Origin of the sequence: Citrobacter sp. RHB20-C16 (assembly GCF_013890155.1) — a bacterium.
Taxonomy (GTDB): Bacteria; Pseudomonadota; Gammaproteobacteria; order Enterobacterales; family Enterobacteriaceae; genus Citrobacter_A; species Citrobacter_A amalonaticus.
The window spans coordinates 658,277-683,990 of sequence record NZ_CP057630.1; the positions used below are offsets into that span (position 1 = coordinate 658,277).

Sequence of the window (25,714 nt, forward strand, 5' to 3'; positions counted from 1 at the left end):
GGTTTAAGGCTTAGCTACGCAGCGCGTTATTCGCCAGACGTTCGTCTTCAGCCTGGCAGGCTGCCGCGGTAAACAGGACGTCAGTGGAGGAGTTCAGCGCCGTCTCACAGGAATCCTGCAGCACGCCGATGATAAAGCCGACAGCAACCACCTGCATGGCGATATCGTTCGGGATACCAAACATATTACAGGCCAGCGGGATCAGCAGCAGCGAGCCACCTGCAACACCGGATGCGCCGCAGGCGCACAGCGAGGCGACCACGCTCAACAGCAGCGCGGTGGGCAGATCCACCGGAACGCCCAGCGTATGCACCGCTGCCAGCGTTAACACCGTAATGGTGATCGCCGCGCCCGCCATATTGATGGTGGCGCCCAGCGGAATAGAAACGGAATAGGTATCGCGATCCAGATTCAGTTTTTCACACAGCGCCATATTCACCGGAATATTCGCTGCTGAACTTCGGGTGAAGAAAGCATAAACGCCGCTTTCACGCAGGCAGGCAAAAACCAGCGGATACGGATTGCGACGAATTTTCCAGAATACCAGCAATGGGTTGATCACCAGCGCGACCAGCGCCATACAGCCGACCAGCACAACCAGCAGTTGCGCGTAGCCCCACAGCGTGGAGAAGCCGGTGGTGGCGAGGGTCGATGCGACAAGACCAAAAATACCAATCGGGGCAAAGCGGATCACCAGTTTCACCATAAAGGTCACGGCGTTCGACATATCATTGACCAGATTTTTGGTGGTGTCGTTGCCGTGACGCAGGGCAAAACCAAGGCCGACCGCCCACACCAGGATGCCGATATAGTTGGCATTCAGCAGCGCATCAATAGGGTTAGAGACCATGCTCATCAGCAGGCCACGCAGTACTTCTACAATGCCTGACGGCGGCACGATATCATGCGAACTGGTGACCAGATGCAACGTTGAAGGGAAGGCGAAGCTGAAGACTACCGCGGCGAGCGCCGCAGAAAACGTCCCCAACAGATAGAGAAACAGAATCGGGCGAATGCTGGTTTTTTGCCCGTGCTGATGGTTGGCGATCGACGCCATCACCAGCATCAGAACCAGAATCGGGGCGACGGCTTTTAACGCACCGACGAACAATGTGCCGAGCAAGCCAACGGCAATGGCTGCCGGTTTTGAAATCCATGCCAGTATGATCCCCAGTACGAGACCTACCAAAATTTGTTTAACCAGGCTTCCTTGAGCCAAACGCTGTAGCAGCCCCGATGAACGTTGCGTAGTCATTTCTTGATCCTTACAGTGTGTTGTTGCTCATCCTTCGCGCGTTCTATGGACGCCGCTTTCCGGATGTAACAAAGTGTTTGCCTGGTTGAGTATAAGGAAAGATAACGCTTCGGGAAGCGAAATATGCTGGATTTCATGCTGCGGTCATGTTTTGTAACTTGGTGTTAACAGTATTGTGACATGTTCTACAAAAAGCAGAGGCCAGATTATCTATTGGCCGGGGACGCGCTAGCGTCGCCCGGCACGACAGAATTACGCCTGCTGTTTCTTATCATGCTGGTAGTTGACCCAGGCGTTGATCAGTAACGTCACGACCAGGATGCCAAATACCACGCCGAGCGAAATCGCAATCGGGATATGGTAGAAGTCGACGATCAGCATCTTTATACCGATAAACACCAGGATCACCGCCAGACCGTATTTCAGCATAGAGAACCGCTCTGCAACTCCCGACAGCAGGAAGTACATGGCACGCAGGCCCAGGATCGCGAACAGGTTAGAGGTCAGAACGATGAACGGGTCAGTCGTAACAGCAAAAATAGCCGGAATACTGTCGACCGCAAAAATAACGTCGCTCAGTTCCACCAGGATCAGCACCAGCAGCAGCGGCGTGGCATACAGCAGACCCTTTTTACGCACGAAGAAATGTTCGTTCTCGATAGTATCCGTCATGCGCAGATGCCCGCGCAGCCAGCGCACCAGTGGTTTATCGCCAATGCCGGCGTCATCTTCTTTCGCCAGCGCCATTTTTACCCCGGTAAACAGCAGGAAAGCGCCAAACACATACAGCATCCATTCGAACTGCGTAATCAGCCAGGTACCAGCAAAAATCATTATCGTACGTAGTACGATGGCACCCAGCACGCCGTAGACCAGTACCCGACGTTGCAGGGCAGGCGGCACTGAGAAGTAGCTGAACAACATCAGCCAGACAAAGACGTTATCGACGGCGAGGGATTTTTCGATCAGATAACCCGTGAGGAACGCCAGCGCCTGCGGATCGGCGACGGCGCGGCCTTCGGTTTGTACCAGGTACCACCAGAATGCAGCGTTAAACAGTAGCGAGAGCGTGACCCAGACCAGGGACCAGGCAGCCGCTTGCTTCATGGTCATCGTATGTACGCCACGACGCCCCTGCAAAAAGAGGTCGATAGCCAGCATGATCACCACAACAACAGCGAATCCGCCCCATAACAACGGTGTGCCGACAGTATTCATCATCATTCCTTACACATAAAAAAAACGGCCAACGTCGGAAGACGTCAGCCGCTGCTTTTTATGCATAGACCTCGCCTTCCGGCAAGGTCTCACTTACAACAAAAAAAGAATGCGTTAGCGCATTCCTTTGTCGTTGCCCGGTGACCGGATGTGGTTTTTCACACATCGTAATGACGATCGACCGACAATGAAGTTACTCCCCTTTGCAGGTAACAAAATATGACAGGCCACGCATTCCGTCAATGGCCTGTAACATCTGTTTTACAATGTTTTACGCAGTCGCTGCGCGGCTGGCATTGTCTGCCGGGAAGGTGACGCCGGTCTGGCGACGAATCTCGGTTAACAGTTTTGCCGTGATGCGACTGTTGGACAATCCAGGGTGATTCACTTCATTGGCGTCCACCAGTGCTGCAAACGCCTGTGCCTCATACAGCATAGTATTGATGTGCTGCGGTTGGGTAAGATCCTGGGTTTTCCCGCCGCGCGGAACAAAACAAACCTTCTGGCATTCGGAGATTTTTTCGATCACCAGCGATCCGGCTTCGCCCTGAATTTCACTGTCGACAACGGAATCACTCACTTTGGAATGCTGGAGGGTGACGCTGAAATCACCGTAGTCCATCACCACCACGCCGTGGGCATCGACACCGCTCTCCAGCAGACTGGCAGAGGCCTGTACGCTGTGCGGTTCGCCCCATAGCGCCACGGCGGAAGCCAGGCAGTAGAAGCCAATGTCCATGATCGAGCCATTGGAGAAGGCTGGGTTAAAGGTGTTCGGGTTTTCGCCGTCAAGATAGCGCTGATAGCGCGACGAATACTGACAGTAATTGAGGAACGCTTTGCGCATTTTACCGACTTTCGGCAGCGATTGTTGTAACAGCAGGAAGTTAGGCAGACTGGCGGTTTTAAACGCTTCGTAAAGCACCACTTGATTTTCCCGCGCACAGGCGATGGCGGCTTCGACTTCGGCCAGATTCGACGCCAGTGGCTTCTCACAGATCACATGCTTTTTATAGCTCAGAAACAGTTGGGTCTGGGGAAAGTGCAGCGAGTTCGGGCTGGCAATGTACACGGCGTCAATCGCCTCGCTTTGCGCCATCGCATCCAGCGAGGTAAACAGATGCTCGACGAGGTAATCATTGGCGAAGGTTTGCGCCTGTTCGAGGCTGCGGGAATAGACTGCGGTTAACTTATATTTGCCGGTCTCATGGGCGGCATCCACAAACTGGCGGGTGATCCAGTTTGTGCCAATCACTGCGAAACGTATCATAAATGCCTTCAGGCTCCATAAAGGGATTTTGTCGTCAATTTAGCACGCCTTTATGACAAAGCCAGTGCGCTACTGCGCAGTTTCCTTTAACGACAACTGCGTCAACCAGAGGCGGGTATCAAATTCCAACTGGTGATAGTGCGGTTCCATGTGACAGCAAAGCTGATAAAACGCCTTGTTGTGCTCCTTTTCCTTCAGATGCGCCAGTTCGTGGACGACGATCATTCGCAAAAAGGGTTCCGGCGCGTTGCGAAACACGGTGGCGACGCGGATCTCGGCTTTCGCTTTCAGCTTGCCGCCTTGTACGCGAGAGACCGCTGTGTGCAGGCCGAGCGCATTCTTCAGCACGTGGATCTTATTGTCATACATCACTTTGTTGATCGGCGGGGCGTTACGCAGAAATTGATTTTTCAGATCCTGGGTGTATTGCCAGAGCGCTTTATCCGTCGCGAAATCATGCGTTCCCGGATAGCGCTTTTCCAGCACCGCGCCCAGCCGTTGCTCGGCAATCAGCGTGCGCACCTGAGAAAGCAGGTGCTCCGGGTAGCCCTGGAGGTAAGTTAATTGGCTCATCGTCACCCATGCAAATCATAAAAAGTGTATACTCACGCACCCTTTTACGGGATACGCCGAAATTTTACCATTCAGGAGGGCCGATGAGCCACACAGACAACGGTTTCCGTTCACTGACACTAAAACGTTTCCCGGAAACGGACGACGTTAACCCACTGTTGGCGTGGGAAGCGGCCGATGATTATCTGCTGCAACAGGTGGACGATACGGAGATTCGCGGCCCGGTGCTGATCCTGAATGATACCTTCGGTGCGCTGAGCTGTGCGCTGGCGGAGCAGTCGCCGTACAGCATTGGTGATTCGTATTTAAGCGAACTGGCAACGCGGGAAAACCTGCGCCATAACGACCTCGCGGAGTCCAGCGTCAAGTTTCTCGACAGCACGGCAGAGTACCCGCAGGCGCCGGACGTGGTGCTGATCAAAGTGCCGAAAACGCTGGCACTGCTGGAGCAACAGTTGCGCGCGCTGCGAAAAGTGGTGACCCCGCAAACCCGTATCATTGCTGGCGCGAAGGCGCGGGATATCCATAACTCCACGCTGGAGCTGTTTGAGAAAGTGCTCGGTCCAACGACTACCACGCTGGCGTGGAAAAAGGCGCGTCTCATCAATTGCACCTTCAGCGAGCCGGCTCTGGCTGATGCGCCGGAAACGCTGAGCTGGAAACTGGAAGGCACCGACTGGACCATCCATAACCATGCCAACGTCTTCTCCCGCACCGGGCTGGATATTGGCGCACGTTTCTTTATGCAGCACCTGCCAGAGAATCTGGAAGGGGAGATTGTCGATCTCGGCTGTGGCAACGGGGTAATTGGTCTGACGCTGCTGGAAAAAAATCCGCAGGCGAGCGTGGTGTTTGTCGATGAATCCCCAATGGCGGTGGCGTCCAGCCGTCTGAATGTGGAAACTAACCTGCCTGAAGCCATCGATCGCTGTGAGTTTATGATTAACAACGCGCTGTCCGGGGTTGAGCCTTTTCGCTTTAACGCCGTACTGTGCAACCCGCCGTTCCATCAGAAGCATGCACTGACGGATAACATTGCCTGGGAAATGTTCCACCACGCCCGTCGCTGCCTGAAGATCAACGGCGAGCTGTATATCGTCGCCAACCGTCACCTCGACTATTTCCACAAGCTGAAGAAGATCTTCGGCAACTGCGCCACCGTTGCGACCAACAATAAGTTTGTGGTGCTCAAAGCGGTGAAAGTCGGCCGCCGTCGCTAAGCGAACTGCCCATGCCCGGCACGCACTGAGTGACCGGGCAATGAATTAAATTCCCAGCGCCAGACGGGTGCCCTGGGCAATGGCCCGGCGGGCATCCAGTTCCATCGCTACATCACAGCCGCCGATTAAGTGCACCGTCTTTCCCGCCGCATGCAGCGGTTCTGCCAGCTCACGTCGCGGCTCTTGACCCGCACAAATAATGACGTTATCGACTTCCAGCGTCTGCGCTTCACCACCGATCAACACGTGCAGACCGGTGTCGTCGATCTTCTGATAGCTGACTGCCGGGATCATCTTCACACCGCGTGAAAGCAATGTGGTGCGATGGATCCAACCGGTGGTTTTTCCCAGTCCCTCGCCGGGTTTGCTGGCCTTACGCTGGAGCATCACAATCTGACGCGGGCTGCGAGCCAGATGCGGGCCTTCCGGACGTAATCCGCCGGCCTGTTGCAGGCTGGTGTCGATACCCCATTCCACACAGAAATCGGCAATGTTCTGGCTGGTGGGTTCGCCGGGCTGACTCAGGTACATTGCGGTATCAAAGCCGATCCCGCCGCAGCCAACGATCGCCACCCGATTCCCCACCGGGGTTTTGTCACGCAGGACATCGAGGTAGGTTAAAACCTTCGGATGATCGATGCCGTCGATCGGCGGCCTGCGCGGCTCGATCCCGCTGGCGAGGATCACCTCATCGAATGCCTGCAGATCGTCTGCTGCAACATAATGATTGAGTTTCAGGGTGACGCCGGTGACGTCAATCATCCGACGGTAATAGCGGAGCGTTTCATAAAACTCCTCTTTACCGGGGATCTGTTTGGCAATATTGAACTGCCCGCCGATCTCGCCCAGCGCATCAAAGAGGGTGACATGATGACCGCGTGCCGCCGCATTGATAGCAAAGGCAAGACCCGCCGGGCCCGCGCCGACGACAGCCAGATTTTTTATTGTGGAAGCCGGAACAACAGGCATTTTGGTTTCATGGCAGGCGCGGGGATTCACCAGGCACGACGTGATTTTGCCGACGAAGATCTGATCCAGGCACGCCTGATTACAGCCGATGCAGGTGTTAATTTCATCAGCACGCCCCGATTGCGCTTTCGACAGCAGTTCGGCATCCGCGAGAAACGGGCGCGCCATCGACACCATATCGGCATCACCACGCGCCAGAATTTCATCGGCAACCTGCGGATCGTTAATCCGGTTAGTGGTGACCAGTGGCAGCGAAACGTGTCCTTTCAGCTTACGCGTTACCCAACTGAAGGCGCCGCGCGGTACCGGCGTGGCGATAGTGGGAATGCGCGCTTCATGCCAGCCAATTCCGGTGTTGATGAGCGTTGCGCCTGCGGCTTCAATGGCCTGCGCCAGTTGCACTGTTTCTGCAAAAGTGCCGCCTTTTTCCACCAGATCAAGCATCGACAGGCGGTAGATAATAATAAAGTCGTTCCCCACCCGCTGACGCACCGCACGTACCACTTCAATGGCAAAGCGCATACGATTGGTATAATCACCGCCCCATTCATCGTCGCGCTGATTGGTGCGCAGGGCGAGAAACTCGTTAATCAGGTACCCTTCCGAGCCCATGACCTCCACGCCGTCGTAACCCGCCTCCCGTGCCAGTTGGGCACAGTGCGCGAAGTCTTCTATCAGTTGCAGAATTTCTTCGTGGCTCAGTGCGTGCGGGGTAAACCGGTTGATGGGGGCCTGAATTGCGGAAGGGGCTACCAGTTGTGGTTGATAGCTGTAGCGCCCGGTATGCAGGATCTGTAGCGCTATTTTCCCGCCTTCACGATGAACCGCGTCGGTGATGATGCGGTGATGCGGCACCTCACGGGCGTCATTGAGCGTCGCGCCGCCTTCCATCGTGACGCCAGACGACGCGGGGGCGATGCCACCCGTGACAATCAGTGCGACGCCGTGCCGGGCTCGCTCGGCATAGAAAGCGGCCAGGCGTTCCGCGCCATCAGGATACTCTTCAAGTCCCGTGTGCATTGAACCCATCAGCACGCGGTTTTTAAGCCGAGTAAAACCAAGATCAAGCGGGGCGAACAGCGACGGATAGCGCATAAGATTGTCCAGTATGTAAAATTATTGTTATGTGGTCGGATGAGTGTCTAATTTAGTCGTCGGCAGGGAAAAGGGAAAAGGGGAATGCGATGATTGTGATGGGATTCAAAAAATGCCCCCGGGCAGGGGGCATTTGTTCACAGGCCAGAATGGTGTTTCATCACCCGGCAAGCTGTTTACACCTCTTCTATGCTCACCCGCAGCGCCGCCAGCGCTTTACGCGTGGCTTTCAGCACTTGCTCACACTGCTCAATGGTCAGCGTTAACGGCGGTTCGATGCGGATCGTTTTCGAGTTGTTGAGCGTTCCGGCAACCAGGACCCGCTGGCGGAACATCTCGCTGGCGAAATTGTAGCCGGTTTCATTGTCGACAAACTCGATTGCCATCAGCATCCCTTTCCCGCGGGCGTCCTGCACCAGGTCAGGGAACTCTCGCGCCAGTTGGCGAAAACCGTCCAGCAGGATATCGCCTTTCTGTTCCGCTTGTGCCGGTAAGTTCTGCTCCAGCAGCACATTGATGGTGGCCAGCGCGGCCGCACAGGCCAGCGGATTGCCACCGAAGGTGGTGGTGTGCAGGAAGGGGTTATCAAACAGTACCGAGAAGACCTCTTCTGTGGCGATCGTCGCGCCAATCGGCATCACGCCGCCGCCCAGCGCTTTTGCCAGGCAGAGAATGTCGGGCTGCACGTTCTCATGCTCGCAGGCAAACATCTTGCCGGTACGCCCCATGCCGGTCTGGACTTCATCAAGGATCATCAGCGCGCCAAATTCGTCGCAGAGTTTACGTACGGCGGTGAGATAACCCTGCGGTGGCAGGATCACGCCACCTTCACCCTGAATAGGCTCCAGAATCACCGCAGCCACATCATCTCCGGTTTTTTTGCACTCGCTGAGCGCGGTACGCATGGCCTCAATATTGCCGAACGGCACATGACGGAAGCCCGGCAGCAGCGGCATAAACGGCTTGCGGAACGTCGATTTGGCGGTGGCGGACAGCGCGCCCAACGACTTACCGTGAAACGCGCCGCTGGTGGCGATAAAGGTAAATTTGCCGCGTGGTGACTGATACGCCTTCGCCAGTTTCAGCGCCGCTTCGACCGATTCGGTACCACTGTTGCTAAAGAAGCTGTATTTGAGTTTTCCGGGCGCCAGGGCAGCAAGGGTTTTTGCCAGCATGGCCCGCAGTGGGTCAAGCAGTTCCTGACTATGCAGAGGTTGTTTCGCGAGTTGATTCTGTACGGCGGAAACCACAACTGGATTACGGTGCCCCACGTTGAAAATTCCAAAACCTCCCAGGCAGTCGACAAACTCCTGTCCCTGGGTGTCGACAAGCGTGTTCAGACTTCCCGCTTGCCACTCTACGGCTCCGTAATCCCCGCCGGCGGTAACAGATTTGCGATACTCTAAAAATCCCGGATTGACATGCTCTTTGAAGTAATCAATCACCTCTCGGTTAAGTGCTTTCATCTCCTCATGATCAAGCGTTCGCTTCTCAATGAGATTCAGTGCGTGCGCACTACAGGCCAAAGCCGATGCGCTGGAAGGTAACCTGTTCAAAATATGCTCCCGGAGATCGCGTATCACATGATACCGATTTAAGTATTGCAGGGATTGCGCCATCCCGGCGGCGCTGATGAAAATCGGGATAAACACCAGGGAGAACTGTTATTGCGCAACATTTAATCTCATTTGTTAACACTTGCTGGGTTTTTGTGCAAAATGAAGACCGTGTGAGATCGGCGTCAGAAGGGGCGATTGCGCAGAAATAGTGCAAAATTTGCGCGATAACAGTGCGCGACCCACAGTGTGATTTTATAGTTTCAACGTGAAAGTATTTTAAATCAATCAATTAGAATTCGTACAAAATATGAGGTTTAATCGCAAATTGCGATCTAAATCAAATTTAACATCTAAAGATAAATCTGTTAGCGCCGAAATAACATCTGACAAGAAGTTAACAACCAGATAACTTGCACAGGACGCGACTATGTCTTCTCAGCTCTACGTTACCCAGCAAAATACACCGCTGGATGACGATACGACCCTCATGTCGACAACCGATCTCTACAGCTACATCACGCACGCCAACGATACGTTCGTCAATATTAGCGGTTACTCACTCAATGAATTGCTGGCGCAACCGCACAACCTGGTGCGTCACCCGGACATGCCGAAAGCAGCCTTTGCTGACATGTGGTACACCCTGCAGCAGGGTGAGCCCTGGAGCGGCATCGTCAAGAATCGCCGTAAAAATGGCGATCACTATTGGGTCCGGGCGAACGCGGTACCGATGGTGCGCGAGGGGAACGTGACGGGGTACATGTCAATTCGCACCCGCGCGACGGATGCGGAGATCGCCACGGTTGAGCCGCTTTACAAGGCGCTCAATGAAGGTCGTTGTCGACGCCGGATCCACAAAGGACTGGTTGTGCGTAAAGGATGGCTCGGGAAACCACCGGCAATGCCGGTGCGTTGGCGGGTCCGCAGCGTGATGGCGCTGATCTACGTGGTATTGGCGGCGGTGCTACACCTGTCTGGTGCGCCATGGCTTGCACAACTGATGTGTGTGCTGGTGATGCTACTGGGTACAGCGGCGTTTGAGTGGCAGATTGTTCGTCCGATTGAGAATGTCGCGAAGCAGGCGCTGAAGGTGGCGACCGGTGAGCGAAACAGCGTGGCGCATCTGAATCGCAGTGATGAACTGGGGTTGACGCTACGCGCTGTCGGGCAACTTGGTCTGATGTGTCGCTGGCTAATTAACGACGTTTCAAGCCAGGTGTCGAGCGTCAGAAACGGCAGCGAAGCCTTAGCGAAAGGCAACGACGATCTGAATAAGCATACGCGTCAGACGGTCGATAACGTCCAGCAGACGGTGACCACCATGAATCAAATGGCGGCGTCGGTAAAACAAAACTCAGAAACCGCATTCGCCGCCGATAAGCTGTCGATTGCCGCCAGTAGCGCGGCGGCACAGGGCGGTGAAGCAATGGACACCGTGATTAAAACCATGGATGACATCGCCAACAGCACGCAGCGCATTGGCACCATCACCACGCTGATTAACGACATCGCTTTCCAGACCAATATTCTGGCGTTGAACGCCGCAGTTGAAGCGGCCAGGGCGGGTGAGCAAGGCAAAGGGTTTGCCGTCGTGGCGGGTGAAGTGCGCCATCTGGCCAGCCGCAGCGCCAGCGCGGCGAATGATATTCGTAAGCTGATCGATGCCAGTGCGGATAAAGTGCAGTCGGGTTCTCAGCAGGTCCACGCCGCGGGACGTACGATGGATGATATTGTCTCTCAGGTACAAAACGTCACTCAGTTGATTGCGCAGATCAGCCATTCAACGCTTGAACAGTCCGACGGATTGACCAGTCTGACGCGTGCGGTAGGCGAACTTAACGACATCACGCAGAAGAACGCCGAGTTGGTTGAAGAGAGCGCGCAGGTGTCCGCCATGGTTAAACACCGTGCCAGCCGTCTGGCGGATGCCGTGACGGTGTTGCACTAATCCTTTCTTTTATCCGCATCAACGCTTACCGGTAATGGTAAGCGTCATTGTAATAATAATGTTAATAACATATTAAATATTACCACCTACGGGTGGTTTTTTTATTTTATTCGTATCTTTTCATTTCTGTCTTTGGGCTATTTGGACATCATAAAAAATCGTTTATATAACGATCGGTCTGCCTTTATTCATCGTCAAAAACTATTTGCCGGCAGTTATTGATAATAAAAAGCGATCAATATCATAAAGTTAGTGAGTTTGTTACCGATAAAGGAATCTGTCTGAAGAAAAACTATCTCCAGGGAGAATATATGTTTTTGCGTAACATGAAGATCCGCTCAAAATTATTTATCGCGTTTGGATTGTTTATTGTACTGATGATGGTGAGTTCAGGCCTTTCATTATTTAGCCTGGACCGCGCCAACAGCGGTATGCAAAACATCATTACCAATGACTATCCCATCACGGTAAAAGCCAACAAGCTCATCGATCATTTTCAGGATTTTGTCAGCACGCAGCAGTTGATGCTGATGGACGAAGAGGGGCGGTGGACCCAGACGTCCCAGAAAAAGCTCGACACCATTAGCCAGCAGATTACGGTGTTGCTGGATGAACTGGACGCTGCGCCGCTAAATGCCGAATCGAAAAAGGTCATCTCCGGGATCCGTGATGTGCGCGAGCAATATCTCGCCTCCCGATTCCGCATTTTGCAGGCACTGCAAAACCATAACCGACAGGCGGCAATGCAGGAGATGATGACCACGACGGTCAATGTACAGCAGGCCTATAAAGAGAAAGTTCAGGCACTGATCGCCATTGAAGATACGCAGATGTTGCATGCTGGCGCGCAGGTGGAAAGCGACTTTACCGCGAACCGGGCGTTGCTTATCGCGCTGGCGCTCATCGGTATTGCCGCGGGTTGTATGATGGGTTGGTATATCGTGCGTTCCATCACCCGGCCACTGAATGAAGCGGTGCAGTTTGCCGAAGCGATTGCCGAGGGCGACCTGACCCGCAATATCCTCACCACGCAGAAAGATGAGACCGGCGAACTGCTGCATGCGCTGATGGTAATGAAAACTCGCCTGCTGGAGATCGTCCAGGAAGTCCAGAACGGGTCGGAGAATATCTCCAGCGCGGCAGCGCAGATCGTCGCCGGGAACCAGGATTTGGCTGCACGTACCGAAGAACAGGCGAGCTCCGTTGAGCAGACCGCCGCGTCAATGGAGCAGATCACCGCCACGGTAAAAAACACGGCCGAACATACCGGAGAAGCGACGAAGCTCTCTGCGGGGGCGGCGACCGTTGTGAAGAACAATGGCGAGATGATGAATCAGGTGACGCAAAAAATGCGGTTGATTAATGAAACATCTAACCGTATGTCGGACATCATCAACCTGATTGACTCCATTGCATTCCAGACCAATATTCTGGCGCTTAATGCAGCTGTTGAAGCCGCGCGAGCCGGTGAGCATGGCCGTGGGTTTGCCGTGGTGGCAGGGGAAGTACGCCAGTTGGCGCAAAAGAGCGCATCTTCTGCCAGCGAGATCCGCCATCTGATTGAGGATTCCACCGGTCAGACCCAGGAAGGGATGCAACTGGTCGAGAAGGCTAACGGACTGATAAACGGCATGGTCAACAACGTCGAGGAGATGGATGTGATCCTGCGGGAGATCGGCCAGGCCAGTCGTGAGCAAACCGAGGGGATTTCGCAGATCAACAGCGCGATTGGCCTGATTGACGCCACCACCCAACAGAACTCTTGTCTGGTCGAGGAGTCCGTTGCGGCAGCGGCGTCACTGAATGAGCAGGCGTTACACTTAAAAGAGATGGTGAAAGTGTTCCGCGTTCGTGACGGCGACGCCTTGCCTGCTTAATCAAGCTGAGTGATTTCCAGCGCCGCACGGTCGATCACGCCAATGATCTTTTTTAACTGTGCGTCGCTGATGTCACCCTGATTCACTCTCAGATCCAGCACTGCCTTGAAGTTTTCCAGCGCTCGTTTCATCTGCGGATTCTTACGCAGTTCAAAGCCGACATTGCGTGCGTTGACGCGTTCCTGAATGTGGTCGAGATGTTCACGATTCTCTTCCAGCCATTGTGCGCCGGTGTCAGTGAGAGTGATTTTTTTACGCCCGCCATCCTCTTCACTAACCGTAATAAAGGCCTGATCCTGGAGGAAATCCAGCGTTGGGTAGATCACGCCAGGACTCGGCGTATAGTTGCCCTGCGTCAGATTCTCGATAGCTTTGATTAGCTCATAACCGTGGCTGGCTTCGCGGGAGAGAATATCCAGAATCACCAGACGCAGCTCCCCATGACCAAAAAAGCGCTGACGCCGTCCACCACCGCCACCTCTACCGTGACGATGTTCGCAACCGCCGTGATGATGCCCTTCGCCTTTACAGCAACCTTCATGATGATGTCGCATGATAATCTCCTGTTGTTTAGATATATCTAATTTATATCTAAAATGAAGATTTTGACAAGGGTAGTGTTGATAATTTTACTAATCCTATGAATTTAAATGATAAATATTTAAAGGTAGTAACACTGCAGACGCTATCAAAAAATGACTTGCAATTCTGGCTATTAACAATCATTATCATTTGAAAACTGCATTTAGATATATCTGATTATCACACGAAGGTCAAAAATGATGGATAAAACTTCACGTTACCCTCAGCGCGTGCGCAATGAACTACGCTTTCGCGAACTTACCGTTTTGCGCGTAGAACGTATCGGGACGGGTTTTCAGCGTATTGTCCTCGGTGGCGATGCGCTGGAAGGCTTTAACTCGCGCGGCTTTGACGACCATAGCAAGGTGTTTTTCCCGCAACCCGGCGGCCGGTTTGTTCCGCCAACCGTAACGGAGGAAGGGATTGTCTGGGGCGAGGGCGTGCGTCCGGCTTCTCGCGATTACACACCGTTGTACGATGAAGCCCGTCATGAGCTGGCGCTGGATTTCTTTATTCACGACGGCGGTGTGGCGAGCCGTTGGGCTATGAAAGCGCGCGAAGGCGATACGCTAACCATCGGCGGACCACGTGGTTCGCTGGTAGTGCCGGAAGACTATGCTTACCAGCTCTATGTTTGTGATGAGTCCGGTATGCCAGCGTTGCGGCGTCGTCTTGAGGCACTGAGTCGCTTACCGGTAAAACCGACGGTGAGCGCGCTGGTGAGCGTCGCCGATCCGGCATATCAGGATTACCTTGCGCATCTGGGCGATTTTTCCATTGAATGGCTGGGACACGATGAGCAGGCGGTTGCCGCACGACTGGCGCAGATTGACGTGCCGACAGAAGATTATTTCATCTGGATCACCGGGGAAGGGAAGGTGGTGAAAAACCTTAGCCAACGCTTTGAGCAGGAACCGTTTGATCAGCAGTTAGTCCGTGTGGCGGCGTACTGGCACAACAAGTAAAGTGAGCGCCGTCGGGACAATGAAATTTAATGATTTCTTTGAGGCTGAAATCGGTTTAAGGTCATAGAGTAGTCTTGTGTTTTACATGGTAAATTTTAAGGATAAAAGTATGCCTGCAGTCATTGATAAAGCATTAGATTTCATCAACGGTATGAATACCTCGGCCTCATCTCCAGAACCTATGGATGAAAGCACGGCGAAAGGAATTTTGAAATATTTGAAAGAGCTGGGCTGCCCGGCAAGTGCGTCGGATATCGTTGCGCGTGGTGAGCGGGAGGGGTGGAACCCTGGATTTACGCAAAAACTGGTTAAGTGGGCTGAGAAGTTTGAAGCCGGTGAACGGGTTTTGATCAGAGACCCTGAATATTTTTCATTGTACATGCGTGAGCAGCTTCAGGAACTGGTCGAAGTTGAGCGCGCGTGAAGCCAACAACCTGCCTTGATGCTCTCACCGTTGCTGTGAGAGCTTTCATTATGCTTAATAAAGAATAAGGGCCGGCGATTTCTCGCCAGCCCTCATTGCTCTGAAGGAATTAGGTGTTGGAGTCACAGATGCTGAGGGAAGTAGCCTGTGGACTGAGTATTCCGGATAAGGCGATTTCACCGATTATTGTCCAGATGAGCGTTTCGCGGTGTTACTGTAAGGTACAGATAAATATTGGCAAAGCCGCAGTTCTGAAAACCAGTCCATCGCTCCCCTGTTTATGTATGAAGAGCTGTAAACCACGATCTTCATAGAGATAAAAATCAGGGACTACGCCGCTTAAAAGCCTGGCCTGAGAAGCAGTCAGTAAAGAGAGTGTTGATATCATTGTGTATTCATCGCCTTCCCTGGTGAATTTAAAGGATAAATTCTGCGTAACTTTTCGCGTTGGTAATCCTGGCTCATTATATTCTCCGATAGTAATGACCTTCCCGGAATCGCCATTGAACACATATCTGACCTTAACAGAATAGGTTCCCTCGAGCCTTTTAAAACTGATGTTGCCCCAACAGGAGAAGTTATTTTTATTATAATTATCAAATAGATATATAAAAAAAGGGGATAAAACAATCGCGACCAATAAAAAAAGAAAACAGATCTTTGCTTTCATATTAACGCTCGATGAAAAAAGTGGAATAGCATGAGGCCGTATTATTTGTATTTTTATCACAGATATGCATGAATACTTTTGTGCCACGAGTATCTATTGCTATATAAACTCTCTTTTCCGATTCGCAGTGAATATTTTTATCTGTAAAAATAGATAAGTAATCTTCTTTTTGCCTTAGTTTGTCATTCAAACTTTTCATAATTGTACAGTTATTTATAACGCCAATTTGACGATAATTGGAAAAGAAGTTACGGTTATCTTGTATAAGCGTATAATAATATGGCACATAAAATAATAAGGCCAATAATAAGGCGAATGATATTGCTCGCCATTTATGTTGATAGGCACTATCAATACAATTGAGAACAATTGTCCATAGGTTGGCATTCATTTTCTGTTTTGAGGATGAATCCTTCTCGGTGTCGTCATGAATTTTCTGCGAGTAGGTGTCCTGTACAGAATAAATGTGATTTATAACATCCATGTTATAACTTACAGAAACCTCGGGTATACTGATCTCTTTGGCCACAGGGTCAGAACTGATATAACTATCTGCAATACTTTCTTCCTCTTCCAGGAGAATAGCGGTTCCTAAAAAGCTAAATCCTTCGCGAGGAATGGTATGAATTACATCCTGTGAAATACCAACCTCACGTAATGCTTTACGTATTAAAGATATATTCTGATAGAGAGCATTTATGCTGGTGTATTGACCTCTACTTTCCCATACGTCCTGCGAAAAATCATATTTTGTTACAATTTCCCCTTTCTTTTCTAATAAAAGTTTTAAACATCTACTCGCCGGGACATTTAAAGATACACTTTTTTTATCCTCGGATACGGGCTCTAGTAATTGATTAGCAGGATAAAAATAAACAATATCGTTAATAAGGTATTTTTGTTTCATTCATTAGAACACTGGTTTATTAAGTGTAGTCATTATTTCAGAGGTTAAAAATTATAGAATAAAAAATCATAAAACACAAGAATGCGTGTTGATTAAGCATTGGTGTTTTGTATGCAAAGACAAAAACGATGTTTCTATCAGAAGGTGGTCTGCAAAGAAGGTCTTGTAAATAGCAGGAAACTTAACATTTTCGTCTTCAATAACAGTATAAATGTAAATAAAAACCATATTCATTATGTTTGCAATGAAAGGCTTAATAAAACAATAACCTATTGTTTTATAATGTTTTATTTTATCTCATGAGTTCTTAAGGGATCTTATTTATATTGTATTTTACTCACGAATAAATCTTCAGATTAAATGAGTGAACAAACTTTAAAAACGCCAGTAAGATAAGTCCTAAAGATTGCTCAAAACGGAAATACAACATTGAGCGATTATCGATTTTATTTTATATGCGCACACCTTGTATGGAGGATATACTTTGATCTTAAGTCGATCTGATTACCCCTGTCAGTTAAGTAATATCACATTTGAATACATTATTAATGAAATGAACAGAACGCTGGGTTACATATATCAAGAAAGTGACTGCTACGTCTGGTTTGTTAACGGTGATGCCGCAAATATAAACATGCATGCCAAGAAAATTCATCTGGAAAGGAAAGAAGGTAAAAGTATTTTTATGGTGACGCTGACAGACAGAAAGGAAAATTACTCTCCAATTATTAATCATCTATCCGACCTGGTAGTATGCAAAAGAACATCCTACTCTTTTTTAAGGGAAGCGATAAAGTTTATGTTGCAAGCACCTCCGAAGATTACAGAAGATTATTTTTTAGGAGATATCTGGGGCAATGTTTTAAAAGGGACTCAAAAGGAGTATGAGGTACTCGATCTGTTGTTTAAAGGGTACTCGCAAAGCCAAATATCAAAAACATTGAACTTATCCGTGAAGACGATAAGTGAATATAAAATGAAGGCAGTCAGGCGACATGGTCTGCGAACATTTAGCGAGCTGTGTATCCAAAAGTTTAAGGATAGTATCAGCACCTACAATACCTGATAGCAAACCATGCAATCTTTTGCATGGTTTTGTACTATCGAAAAATAATTGAGAAAAAATGGTTTTCTCTCTCTCGAATAATTTTGTTATGCTGTTTACAGTAGTTTAATTATGGTGGCCTATTGATAGGAGAATGTAATACTGGCAATTGCGTTAGCGCTGCCAACTGTGATATTGCCAGTTTGTACATATTTTGCCGTTATAGGAACCACCACATTTCCCTTATCCTGGGTTGTAACAAGCTGAACTTGACCCGTCGTACCTTTTAATGAGCTATCTGGTCCTAAATGAAAAGGTTCTTCACTGTTGACAAAAAATTGTACACCAATCCCTTTGGCGTCAGAGTCGGAAGTCAATCCTACAATATTACTGGTATTAGAAGTATCGGATTGATCGGTAATAACCATGGCTAAAGTTATATTAGCATCGCAGTTCAACGTAATCGAGGATGAGATACCTTCAGAGTGGCTGCCGACGCCTTTAAATACATTCTCACTGACCTCTCCCAGAGGAAAGCTTACTAAAGACTGGTCTACCTCACACCCATTGGCAATCGTTGATATCGTAGTGGGGCTAATGATTATTTTTGATGTAGCAGCCACGCCGGAAACCGATTCGTGGCCTGTCATGACTGCAGCGGTAATTTCCGGCGTCGTGATTACTCCGGTTTCGAGGCGTCCGCTGATTTTGACGAAATTGATCTGTACATCAAACCCTATCTGACCAACTGCCCCACTCCAGGTTTGGCTTTCTTTATCTGTAAGGGGAATATACTGAGATGCTTTGGTGTCCTTTACGCCAATAGTAAAACCAATGCCGGGTACTCCTGTTTCATAAACACCGTAAACCACGCCATTTACCGTTAGCGTCACGCCAGAAGGTTGAATGCCGCTGTCCAGCTTTACGGACGCAGATTTACATGGGTAAAGCCAGTTAGAGCAGCTAAATACATTGTCAATGCTGGCGGTCGTTGTCGGCCCAATCTGCTGCCCAAAGGAGGAGGCATCGGCATTCTGGGTAACCATAATGGGCGCTGGGGAAAGTATTATCTGGGGTGTAGTGGCGGTAATCGCCTTTACCGAATAGCTGAACGGAATAAGTAAAATCGTTACAAATATTTTTAATATTATCTTCATTACTGACGGATTCCATTTTTTTTGCTAATGAAATTAGCCCTTGTGTTATTAAAATGGCGATATACAATGACGCGTTAAAAAACACTCATGGAAAGGTCACTGTATATGTAGCCGTACTATTTGCATCTCCTGCACTGAGGAGAGAACCCGTGGCGATGTATTGTGCATAGAATTGTAATGCCATCGTATTTCCGTCTGTGAGTAAATAGTTTTTAGAAGTGCTGTTTATCGGAACGATCGTTTTATCTTTATCCATAAGTTTTATTGCCACCCCACTGGCACCACCTCCTGCAAGCGCTAAAAAATCACTGTTTGTATTATCCGGGACTCCGGAAAAGGTCACTACGGCGCCGCTAACAGAAGCCGCGCAGTCCTTCAGTCTGATAGTGAATGGGATCACTGGAACACGGTTGCTGGACTGCGCTAATTGCGTGATATTGATATCTTTCATATCGATGTCAATGATTTCAGACTCGCTGTCCAAAATACAACCGCTTGCAGTAATGTGGCCCGTAACATTAAGCAGAACGTCATATCCCAATGCGTTTTGCATCCAGAATGCCAGAAAAAAAACACATGATGATATTGTGATTTTCATTACTTACACCTTACCGACGTAGAATAAATACCTGTTACGTTATTATTTTTTACTGTCCTGATATCATATTCCGCAGTACAGACTTGTTCATGCTTCTTCCCCCATCTGGCAGTTAATCGGCCTACGTCTGGCAGCCCGCTAATATAAACAATGCCAGAATCATCAATAATGCCGTTGCTTATATTGCCGTCACTCTCGTCTGCACTCACGATGGTTCCAAACGGTAAAGGTTGGCGATCATCCTTCACAATCCTGAACATGACTTTCTTCCCTACCCGAGCTATAAACGTAGCGCGCACCAGGGCTCCCTCGGAAGGGATGACGGTTTTAACCGCTTCATCCAGCTCAACGTCTGGGTCTAATGTTTCTTCTCGCAGCTGAACCCGATTCTCACGATATGCGGTAGCGTAAGGAATAATCGCATACCCGCGTCCGTCAGTTTGGATACCGGTGCCGTTCACAAGTTCAGCATCTGATGCACCCTCGGCTTTAACCAGAATGTTAGTGTTTCCCAACTGTTGTCCCAGGGTCAGGCCATCCTCGTGAAGTGCCATTGCACCGGTAAAGCCATATTTCATAAACTGACTTTCTCTGGAGTAGCTATAGCCAAGATCGGTAATACCATAGCGACCTTTGTAATTTAAGGCGATATTTCCGCCATCTGTGGAATGGCGCTGGCGGTACTGATAGATATTATAACTGAGTTTATTATAATCCAGAGCATTACCGCTAAGACCGATAATTTCATTATAATCGCCCTTATCAGAACTCATTATCGAGGTGTTTATTCTTGCCGTGGTTGTATAGGCGCTCGTCAATAAACTTGAGATGGGTAAAGAAACCGCAAGGTTTACGAGTTTATCTTTTTCCGCATTCCAGGGGTTTTTGTTCTGGGCATAGGATAATGTATATGAAAGATTACCAATATTTCCAGAGTATCCGATCTGCATATTGGTGGCCTTTTTCTCCGAGCGCCAGTAATTCTGATGATTAAACGAAAAATAGGCTGAGCCATATCCGTGTAAATTTTGTGATAGCAGGATTTGAGACATCGCCTTTTTGGCATAGCGCAGATTATAGCTATTCGTAGTATTCACCACCGGATTGCCATTCGCATCGGTGTTATATTCTACAGTTTCGCCACTCATCTTTTTATACGTAGTATCACTTAACGAGTAGAAGCCATCGGTAGAGTAGCGGTAAGCGGCAAAATTTAAGTTTGTCCCGAAGTCGGTAACTGACTTTGCATAGCGAAATAGCAGTGAATTGCCGCGATACTTTTTATTATTCGACAACTCACTTTCAGCATGGGTCATATCCAGAGAAACAGCGCCCCAGGCCCCCATGTTCCTGGCGATTCCAAGCGCAGTAGACGTATATCGCTCTGATAATTGCATGCCGCCATAAAGCGTCAAACCCCAGGGCGTACCCCAGAATAAAGAGGCTTGCGTATAAAATGGCGTGTTTTGTTCGTTTTTTAAACCAGAGCGATAATGGCCTGCACTGAGAGCATATTTCACATGTCCTTCTCTGACCAGGTTGGGCACACTGGAGTAGGGTACAGTATAATTTGTCGACTGACCGTTCTCTTCTGCGACCTCAACGTTTAAATCGCCACTTGCTGACGTTGGGTATAAGTCATCAATAGCAAAAGCGCCAGGTGCAACAAACGTCTGATAAATAACGTTATTGTTCTGGCGAATTGTCACCTTAGCATTGCTTTTAGCAATCCCCCGAACTGTCGGTGCGAATCCCTGCAGACTGTCGGGGAGCATGGAATCTTTTGACTCAAGCTGAATGCCACGTAGTCCGACAGAGTCGAATATATTGAAAGAGGTATTCGTTTCGCCCAGTGTTATCTGGCTTCTCAGGAAGCGAATATCACGTTGTAAGTAACTGTTGATATGGCTCCATTCGCCACCGTTTTGCGTATTATAGATCCAGTTTTGTTGGTTTCTGAAACGCCATGCTCCCCAGTTGATTCCCCCGTTAAGACCAAGAAAGTAGTTGCGTTGTCTGGAATTAGCGCTTCTGCGGTAGTGATAATCGCTGCCACTAAAGGTGTAATTCAGCATTGCTGTGGTGATTCCACTTTCCCATTGCTCAGGATCAATTGCCCCTCTCGCTTTATTATTTAACAAAACCTGCGGAATGGAGAAGGTAACTTTCATCATTTGTTGATCAAATACCACTGTGACTTCCGGCCACAGGCTAAAATCCACGCATTCTGTGCTGAGGTTTGATTTATTTTTATGCAATACGACTGGGTTCATTCCCAGTTCACTCAGCGCAGCAAGAGACATACATGGCGACAGAATTGATCTATTTTCTTTATTTTTTACCTGAAACAGTAAAGTATCTGTTTTGAGGTATTTGTTATTGACGAAAATATCAACTTTGTAATATCCAGGTTGTACTTCAAGCCCCAGTTCAAATGATGACAAATCAGCAATGATATTGGTGTTGTCACTGATGAATGCAGGATTGAATTTATACCCTGCCGCTTGACTTTTATCAGTGGTTAAAAAGAAAAATAAGACTATCCCAGTGGATAAAAATAAGGGTTTTATATAGGTGAGAGAACGTTCGGCATCCATATTACTTCAAGTCCTGATAGTCGGTATCACATCATTCAGACAGATTAGAAATGTAGCGTTATCGCTTTAGTTTGTGCGCCGTAGTCATTAATTGTCTGAAATGTTATCTCTCCACTGCTGGCTGAGTCGTTTTTAATCTTTACGCTGTCTTTAGGCGGAACCATCAATGGATTTAAATGTCGGCCATTCACCGATAAATTCACCAATGTTAAAAAATAAGGTGAAGGATTGGTTAATTCTATTTCCCTTACATTTTTATTAACACTTAACATAGCAGGCGCATCCTGCACTCTTGTCGTTAGCGTCTGCGGACGATAAAAGACCTTAATTCTGTTTGCCGATGCCAGTTGTAGAACATTTCCACTTTTATCTTCATTTAAGGGTGGGACCGCTTTTACCGTCAACCAAAAGACACTCTCTTTATCTGTAGGCAACACAGGACCTGCATAAATTACGCGCAGCATTTTTTCGCTTTTGGGCTTAAGCACCGAGAGTGGTGGTGTGATGATAAAATCACTTGTCTTGTTGCCATGACTATCTTCAGCCCAGGGTTGAATAAGAAACGCCATATTCTCATTTGTGTTTCTTACGGAAAGAGAGACTTGCCTGGCCTCTGAAGGATAAACAAGACGGGTTACGCCAAGCCCGACGCCGCCGGCAAATGAAGAGCTGGTGGCGAGTAAGAGCAAAGACGCAGTTATAACTAGCAGTGAAAAAAACCTTTTCAAATTACGCTCCCTTTTACTGTAAGAAAAATATCTTTCAGACTGGCGGCTTGCTATTCAATTAAGGGCATAAATATGCCCTTAATTGATACTGAGGTTTTAAACAATGACAGATTAAGGATAAATCATGGTAAAAGTTGCCGTCGCATTTACATCGCCAGCCTCTGCCTGACCTAAAGCATAATATTTTGCAGTGAAGTTTAGAGTTGTTTCTCCAGTTGTTAAGCTGAATGGACTGGTCATTTCATCAAGCTTAATTTCATTGTTCTCGCTATCATATAATTTGATCCCAACCTGTTTTGCTGAGTTTCCATTATCAGTTAAAGATAATACCGTCGAGTCACCGGAAACGCTGTTGCCTGAGAAAAGAACCTGTACCGTGTTTGATGTATTAGTGTTACATTCTTCAAGGACGATTGGCACATCCGTAGGATTGGCCGTATCACCGACGACTTTCAGTCGGGTTGTGCTTACCGGTTCCATAGTAATTGTCTGGGTGCTGCTGCCAGCTGAGACGGTACAACTGGCATCGACAACTTTGCCCGTAAAATTAATTGTGCCACCGGTGACAGGAAGCGCATATGCAGTGGTTATTGCAAAGGTTAAAGCAGAGGAGGCGATTAATGTATGAAGAATGCTTTTTTTTACCATGGAATAATTCCTTTTTTAATTAATTCAATATAATGAAAATAGATGATTTAGATCAAAATTGATTAATTTCCTGCGGACAGCGATAGCTGCTCAGTGATTTTTTAAATCATATGACTTACTAAGTTCTCAGGACGTTGTTAACTAGTGAGAACTAACCTTGTCAGTTATAAAATTAACTGTTGATGTATCTGGAATACTATTGAATAAGCACACTATGAAATAAAGGCTATGGCATTTCCTATGGTGGTTATAGTAAAGCAGTAAAAGGGGAATGAATATAAGACGCCTCTCGAGGTTGTCCGGAATAATCCTATTTTTAAGTGGTGCTGGCAGTAATTTATTAAAATATAAGGTGTTTATGATGATTTTTTACAATTAATTAATCACAATGATTTAAAAATTATCACGATTATTCTTCGTAAAGCAGTTGATGCCCAGATTTTTAGGCGATAACGTTATTTCAGCGAAAGCAAAACCTTCCAGCTGAAGATATTCAGCCGTCAGATTTAGCGTTTACGATATCTTTCTCTTTGGCCTGGCCGTGGCGGAAGGGGGGCTCTCGCTGAAATAAAGGTTACCTCGACAACGCTGCCTGAACCTCAGTGAGTTCTTCTTGCGCTTGTTCAAGTTTTTTTCGTTTTTTGGCGATTTTCTTCGGATCCCCGGTTTGCTCTGCGTCTTTCAGTTCAAACTTTCGTTCACTGACTTTATGCTGCTTTTCTCTGATTTTCTGTTGACGATCTTTTCGCAAGGATTCATCAGTACAATGATCTTCGACTCTCCTGAGTGCTCTCTCTAATCCGTAAAGCCGATGGGTGTTGTGATGCGCTTTTGCATAGCTAATCTGCGTTTGAATCTTCTGTTTCTTGGCGCTACAGCCAGTCAGGTCTCCTGCAGTCACGTTTTGGGGAAAACACATTAGCAAAGGTATAGCAGCAAAGAATAGACCTGTATTTCCTTTAAAAAATAGCATTAAGCTGTCCCTTATTGTGTATAAATATTGTGGTGAATTATAAGGTTGTGAGCAAACAATTAAAATGAGATATATCTCGAGAATAATCTGACTATTTTACATAATACTATTGAGATAATTCTTTGATAATGGTTTTTGTTTTTTACTTATCGTGATTCAGAGAGTTCTGCGCGATATATATCGATTGGTTCACATAAAGCAATGCCGTTTTTTTATAAAAGGAGATGGTTTATTCAGGTTCTATGAAATCTGTTTTTGAATTACCCCGTTATCCAGACTATGCAGTCAGGGTTGCTGTCGGTACTGATGGCCGTGAGAGTATCAATCCTGATGCTGAAAGCCATTGATTTACTGGCAGAGTTGGCGTGGGCTGCGGGTAAATTTATGAAATCTTCTCAACTGAAATTTGTTCAGAGAAATTACAGCACTGCTTCTGCGGCACGAGGCGATACCTTTATCGCATTACTTGTGACAAATGGCTGCTTTTCCTGATATTCCGGCTGCGGTAGTTTGGATGTATACACCGGCGTGATCTTATTTTTATAAACGGTGTCGCTGGGGATGTTCTGAAGCACCAGTGAATGCGCTCCAATGGTGACATTGTTTCCGATCGTAACCTTGCCGCCCAGAATGGACGAGTTACAGCCAATATCAACATGATCACCAATGAGTATCATCGCGTCGGCACTGTCGGTGCGTAACCCTATGGTGATGCCTTGCTTCAGGTCGGCGAAATCACCAATCACGCAATTGTCAGTAATGACAATACCGTTCAGATGAGCAATGTTTAAACCCTTGCCGATTTTGCATGACAGAGAAATATCAACGCTGTGCCGGTACTTGAGGCGGTTTTCAATCCTGCGGGCAATGCGCTTTTTGAACTGACTATTCTGGCCATAGAGCCATGAAGCAATACGCCACCAGAACAGGAAGTGCTTCTTCTGGTTGCGTCGGGTACGAAGTAACGCTTTACGCCATGAAAAGGATTTGTCATGGCCAATGACTTCAAGGCGGATACATTCTTTCAGTTCATTGTACGAAGTCATATTGTCATCCTGACTAAAAATTTTTGGCAAATGAGATTGAAACAGTATGTAAAAAAAGCGCAAAGCGTTCAATCGTCATGGTTCGGTGAAGTGCTAACAACTAAGGGATAGATGACTGTGGGGGCAAGTGAGGGGACAAAAAGGGGATACTGACCACTGCCAACAAAAAAGCCACTCTTTCAAGTGGCTTAATTATATGATTTTAAATCTAAAATTTGGTGGCCCCTGCTGGACTTGAACCAGCGACCAAGCGATTATGAGTCATAAAATCGGCATGTTTCTAATCGTTCGCTATTGACGCTTATTGTATTTTTAATTGTCTATAATCAATTAGTTATGATGTTGTTTTTGTTTCTGATTGGTTGTCTCGTCTCCCCATTGTACTATCGT

The 25,714-nt window shown here is 48.2% G+C and carries 22 protein-coding genes; 6 read left to right on the top strand and 16 right to left on the bottom strand.

All coding sequences use genetic code 11. From position 1 onward, the window contains the following. Positions 1 to 10: 10 nt before the first annotated feature. From sstT to HVX64_RS03225, 4 genes are all read right to left on the bottom strand, one after another. A complete protein-coding gene (sstT, locus tag HVX64_RS03210; protein WP_042998220.1) occupies positions 11 to 1,255 on the bottom strand; it encodes a serine/threonine transporter SstT in 1,245 nt (414 codons plus the stop codon). Positions 1,256 to 1,507: 252 nt separating this feature from the next. Then, positions 1,508 to 2,473, bottom strand: coding sequence for a TerC family protein (locus HVX64_RS03215; protein WP_042998219.1), 966 nt, complete (start codon positions 2,471 to 2,473; stop codon positions 1,508 to 1,510). Positions 2,474 to 2,744: 271 nt separating this feature from the next. After that, a complete protein-coding gene (locus HVX64_RS03220) occupies positions 2,745 to 3,743 on the bottom strand; it encodes a Gfo/Idh/MocA family oxidoreductase (RefSeq protein WP_044255817.1) in 999 nt (332 codons plus the stop codon). Positions 3,744 to 3,812: 69 nt separating this feature from the next. After that, entirely contained in the window at positions 3,813 to 4,316 is a 504-nt protein-coding gene (locus HVX64_RS03225; RefSeq protein ID WP_044255814.1) for a M48 family metallopeptidase, read from the bottom strand. Positions 4,317 to 4,399: 83 nt separating this feature from the next. On the opposite strand from HVX64_RS03225, the gene rlmG reads away from it, so the two are divergent. Beyond that, complete coding sequence (rlmG, locus tag HVX64_RS03230) at positions 4,400 to 5,536, top strand: 23S rRNA (guanine(1835)-N(2))-methyltransferase RlmG (protein WP_044255811.1); 1,137 nt, start codon at positions 4,400 to 4,402, stop codon at positions 5,534 to 5,536. Between the two features lie 45 nt (positions 5,537 to 5,581). Here rlmG and HVX64_RS03235 read toward each other — a convergent pair whose 3' ends face one another. Continuing rightward, positions 5,582 to 7,600, bottom strand: a complete 2,019-nt coding sequence (locus HVX64_RS03235) for an NADPH-dependent 2,4-dienoyl-CoA reductase (RefSeq protein ID WP_042998215.1) — start codon at positions 7,598 to 7,600, stop codon at positions 5,582 to 5,584. A gap of 176 nt (positions 7,601 to 7,776) precedes the next feature. Next, positions 7,777 to 9,156 (bottom strand): putrescine aminotransferase, encoded by a 1,380-nt coding sequence (gene ygjG / locus HVX64_RS03240; protein WP_172740562.1) that lies wholly within the window; start codon positions 9,154 to 9,156, stop codon positions 7,777 to 7,779. A gap of 430 nt (positions 9,157 to 9,586) precedes the next feature. Here ygjG and HVX64_RS03245 point away from each other — a divergent pair, with 430 nt between their 5' ends. Next, positions 9,587 to 11,107: a PAS domain-containing methyl-accepting chemotaxis protein gene (locus HVX64_RS03245; RefSeq protein ID WP_044255805.1), complete on the top strand. Its 1,521-nt coding sequence runs from the start codon at positions 9,587 to 9,589 to the stop codon at positions 11,105 to 11,107. Between the two features lie 311 nt (positions 11,108 to 11,418). Continuing rightward, positions 11,419 to 12,984: a methyl-accepting chemotaxis protein gene (locus HVX64_RS03250; RefSeq protein ID WP_042998212.1), complete on the top strand. Its 1,566-nt coding sequence runs from the start codon at positions 11,419 to 11,421 to the stop codon at positions 12,982 to 12,984. On the opposite strand, the gene HVX64_RS03255 is transcribed toward HVX64_RS03250, so the two are convergent. Then, entirely contained in the window at positions 12,981 to 13,538 is a 558-nt protein-coding gene (locus HVX64_RS03255; protein WP_044255802.1) for a PadR family transcriptional regulator, read from the bottom strand. The genes HVX64_RS03250 and HVX64_RS03255 overlap by 4 nt on opposite strands. A 228-nt stretch (positions 13,539 to 13,766) precedes the next feature. Here HVX64_RS03255 and HVX64_RS03260 point away from each other — a divergent pair, with 228 nt between their 5' ends. Next, a complete protein-coding gene (locus HVX64_RS03260; protein WP_156135238.1) occupies positions 13,767 to 14,531 on the top strand; it encodes a siderophore-interacting protein in 765 nt (254 codons plus the stop codon). Between the two features lie 85 nt (positions 14,532 to 14,616). Then, complete coding sequence (locus HVX64_RS03265) at positions 14,617 to 14,955, top strand: DUF1889 family protein (RefSeq protein ID WP_071888470.1); 339 nt, start codon at positions 14,617 to 14,619, stop codon at positions 14,953 to 14,955. Positions 14,956 to 15,166: 211 nt separating this feature from the next. Here HVX64_RS03265 and HVX64_RS03270 read toward each other — a convergent pair whose 3' ends face one another. Next, entirely contained in the window at positions 15,167 to 15,625 is a 459-nt protein-coding gene (locus tag HVX64_RS03270; RefSeq protein ID WP_044255796.1) for a hypothetical protein, read from the bottom strand. A 1-nt stretch (position 15,626) separates the two neighbouring features. Continuing rightward, positions 15,627 to 16,532, bottom strand: a complete 906-nt coding sequence (locus tag HVX64_RS03275; protein ID WP_052443894.1) for a winged helix-turn-helix domain-containing protein — start codon at positions 16,530 to 16,532, stop codon at positions 15,627 to 15,629. 553 nt (positions 16,533 to 17,085) lie between these two features. Between HVX64_RS03275 and HVX64_RS03280 the strand changes: the two genes are divergently transcribed. Further along, entirely contained in the window at positions 17,086 to 17,598 is a 513-nt protein-coding gene (locus tag HVX64_RS03280; RefSeq protein ID WP_156135237.1) for a LuxR family transcriptional regulator, read from the top strand. A gap of 119 nt (positions 17,599 to 17,717) precedes the next feature. Here the strand turns inward: HVX64_RS03280 and HVX64_RS03285 are convergent, their stop codons facing one another. The 7 genes from HVX64_RS03285 to HVX64_RS03315 all read right to left on the bottom strand — a co-directional run bounded on the left by HVX64_RS03285 (position 17,718) and on the right by HVX64_RS03315 (position 25,324). After that, positions 17,718 to 18,734 (bottom strand): fimbrial protein, encoded by a 1,017-nt coding sequence (locus tag HVX64_RS03285; RefSeq protein WP_052443893.1) that lies wholly within the window; start codon positions 18,732 to 18,734, stop codon positions 17,718 to 17,720. An 85-nt stretch (positions 18,735 to 18,819) separates the two neighbouring features. Continuing rightward, positions 18,820 to 19,332: a fimbrial protein gene (locus tag HVX64_RS03290; protein ID WP_052443892.1), complete on the bottom strand. Its 513-nt coding sequence runs from the start codon at positions 19,330 to 19,332 to the stop codon at positions 18,820 to 18,822. Then, positions 19,332 to 21,929 (bottom strand): fimbria/pilus outer membrane usher protein, encoded by a 2,598-nt coding sequence (locus HVX64_RS03295; protein WP_052443891.1) that lies wholly within the window; start codon positions 21,927 to 21,929, stop codon positions 19,332 to 19,334. The genes HVX64_RS03290 and HVX64_RS03295 overlap by 1 nt, the downstream gene beginning before the upstream one ends. Positions 21,930 to 21,973: 44 nt before the next feature. Next, positions 21,974 to 22,657, bottom strand: coding sequence for a fimbria/pilus periplasmic chaperone (locus tag HVX64_RS03300; protein ID WP_044255793.1), 684 nt, complete (start codon positions 22,655 to 22,657; stop codon positions 21,974 to 21,976). A 111-nt stretch (positions 22,658 to 22,768) separates the two neighbouring features. Further along, positions 22,769 to 23,305, bottom strand: coding sequence for a fimbrial protein (locus tag HVX64_RS03305; protein WP_044255791.1), 537 nt, complete (start codon positions 23,303 to 23,305; stop codon positions 22,769 to 22,771). Between the two features lie 574 nt (positions 23,306 to 23,879). Beyond that, the gene (locus tag HVX64_RS03310) at positions 23,880 to 24,278 is read right to left on the bottom strand and encodes a DUF1090 domain-containing protein (RefSeq protein ID WP_044255789.1); all 399 of its coding nucleotides are present in this window, start codon (positions 24,276 to 24,278) and stop codon (positions 23,880 to 23,882) included. A gap of 419 nt (positions 24,279 to 24,697) precedes the next feature. Further along, a complete protein-coding gene (locus HVX64_RS03315) occupies positions 24,698 to 25,324 on the bottom strand; it encodes a hypothetical protein (protein ID WP_052443889.1) in 627 nt (208 codons plus the stop codon). Positions 25,325 to 25,714: the final 390 nt, after the last annotated feature.

Coding starts and splice junctions, on each gene's coding strand:
- HVX64_RS03305 (WP_044255791.1), bottom strand. CDS start 23,305: ATGGTAAAAAAAAGCATTCTTCATACATTAATCGCCTCCTCTGCTTTA.
- HVX64_RS03260 (WP_156135238.1), top strand. CDS start 13,767: ATGGATAAAACTTCACGTTACCCTCAGCGCGTGCGCAATGAACTACGC.
- HVX64_RS03215 (WP_042998219.1), bottom strand. CDS start 2,473: ATGAATACTGTCGGCACACCGTTGTTATGGGGCGGATTCGCTGTTGTT.
- sstT (WP_042998220.1), bottom strand. CDS start 1,255: ATGACTACGCAACGTTCATCGGGGCTGCTACAGCGTTTGGCTCAAGGA.
- HVX64_RS03235 (WP_042998215.1), bottom strand. CDS start 7,600: ATGCGCTATCCGTCGCTGTTCGCCCCGCTTGATCTTGGTTTTACTCGG.
- HVX64_RS03290 (WP_052443892.1), bottom strand. CDS start 19,332: ATGAAAATCACAATATCATCATGTGTTTTTTTTCTGGCATTCTGGATG.
- HVX64_RS03315 (WP_052443889.1), bottom strand. CDS start 25,324: ATGACTTCGTACAATGAACTGAAAGAATGTATCCGCCTTGAAGTCATT.
- rlmG (WP_044255811.1), top strand. CDS start 4,400: ATGAGCCACACAGACAACGGTTTCCGTTCACTGACACTAAAACGTTTC.
- HVX64_RS03265 (WP_071888470.1), top strand. CDS start 14,617: ATGGTAAATTTTAAGGATAAAAGTATGCCTGCAGTCATTGATAAAGCA.
- HVX64_RS03250 (WP_042998212.1), top strand. CDS start 11,419: ATGTTTTTGCGTAACATGAAGATCCGCTCAAAATTATTTATCGCGTTT.
- HVX64_RS03280 (WP_156135237.1), top strand. CDS start 17,086: ATGAACAGAACGCTGGGTTACATATATCAAGAAAGTGACTGCTACGTC.
- HVX64_RS03275 (WP_052443894.1), bottom strand. CDS start 16,532: ATGAAACAAAAATACCTTATTAACGATATTGTTTATTTTTATCCTGCT.
- HVX64_RS03225 (WP_044255814.1), bottom strand. CDS start 4,316: ATGAGCCAATTAACTTACCTCCAGGGCTACCCGGAGCACCTGCTTTCT.
- HVX64_RS03295 (WP_052443891.1), bottom strand. CDS start 21,929: ATGGATGCCGAACGTTCTCTCACCTATATAAAACCCTTATTTTTATCC.
- HVX64_RS03255 (WP_044255802.1), bottom strand. CDS start 13,538: ATGCGACATCATCATGAAGGTTGCTGTAAAGGCGAAGGGCATCATCAC.
- HVX64_RS03220 (WP_044255817.1), bottom strand. CDS start 3,743: ATGATACGTTTCGCAGTGATTGGCACAAACTGGATCACCCGCCAGTTT.
- HVX64_RS03310 (WP_044255789.1), bottom strand. CDS start 24,278: ATGCTATTTTTTAAAGGAAATACAGGTCTATTCTTTGCTGCTATACCT.
- HVX64_RS03270 (WP_044255796.1), bottom strand. CDS start 15,625: ATGAAAGCAAAGATCTGTTTTCTTTTTTTATTGGTCGCGATTGTTTTA.
- HVX64_RS03245 (WP_044255805.1), top strand. CDS start 9,587: ATGTCTTCTCAGCTCTACGTTACCCAGCAAAATACACCGCTGGATGAC.
- HVX64_RS03285 (WP_052443893.1), bottom strand. CDS start 18,734: ATGAAGATAATATTAAAAATATTTGTAACGATTTTACTTATTCCGTTC.